Origin of the sequence: Wolbachia endosymbiont of Drosophila bicornuta (genome assembly GCF_028982105.1) — a bacterium.
Classification (GTDB): Bacteria; Pseudomonadota; Alphaproteobacteria; order Rickettsiales; family Anaplasmataceae; genus Wolbachia; species Wolbachia pipientis.
The window spans coordinates 1-621 of record NZ_JAPQLF010000026.1 but is presented as its reverse complement, the minus strand read 5'-3'; the positions used below and the strand labels follow the sequence as shown (position 1 = coordinate 621).

Below are 621 nucleotides of genomic sequence, written 5' to 3'. Positions count from 1 at the left end.
GTTATTTCAAGCAAAAGTTATGCCATTAAGAGCTATGCAACAAACATTTATATTTGTGGGTAATAGTAAGCGCTAACAAGCAGCGGGATGACGGTTTTTCAAATTATCGTAAGTCAGTTTAGCTATAGCTACAAGTTTCATTCTTCCCTTACAAATAACTTTACTGCGTCCTTTTTTCGGATTCAGAATTAGCAAGAAACGTTCTTGTAAGGTGGTCTACTAAAATTTTACTTTATAAAACAATGTCTGAGCTATGCAATTAATACATTGTCAACACAACTGATTCATAAAAGCAAATATTATAACCACGAAGAGAGAAAATGTTATGCTTAGTTTAATAAGAAAGACCTTGAGAAAAAAAATGACTCATCAGGTAAACGATTCGAAATTGAAAGAGAAAGATGAAAAAAGTATTTTAAAATTAGCATCAAAAATAGAAGGCAAAAAAAGTAGCATTGCTGAAGAACTAGAAAAAATATCTGAAAAGGAAAAACAAAGGATTCTTACTACGGAAGTAAGCAAACATCGGGGTAAAGAACCAACTATTATATCACTTGCTTATGCTATACTACGTAAAGATAGTATAGCTGTTGAGAAAATGTTAAGAGTAGCTAAAGAAAA

At 31.2% G+C, this 621-nt stretch carries 1 pseudogene; it reads left to right on the top strand.

The features are described from left to right. Nucleotides 1-325: 325 nt before the first annotated feature. A pseudogene (locus OZD68_RS00165) lies at nucleotides 326-621 on the top strand (WD_0033/WD_0034 family tandem repeat-containing protein); the annotation flags it as partial.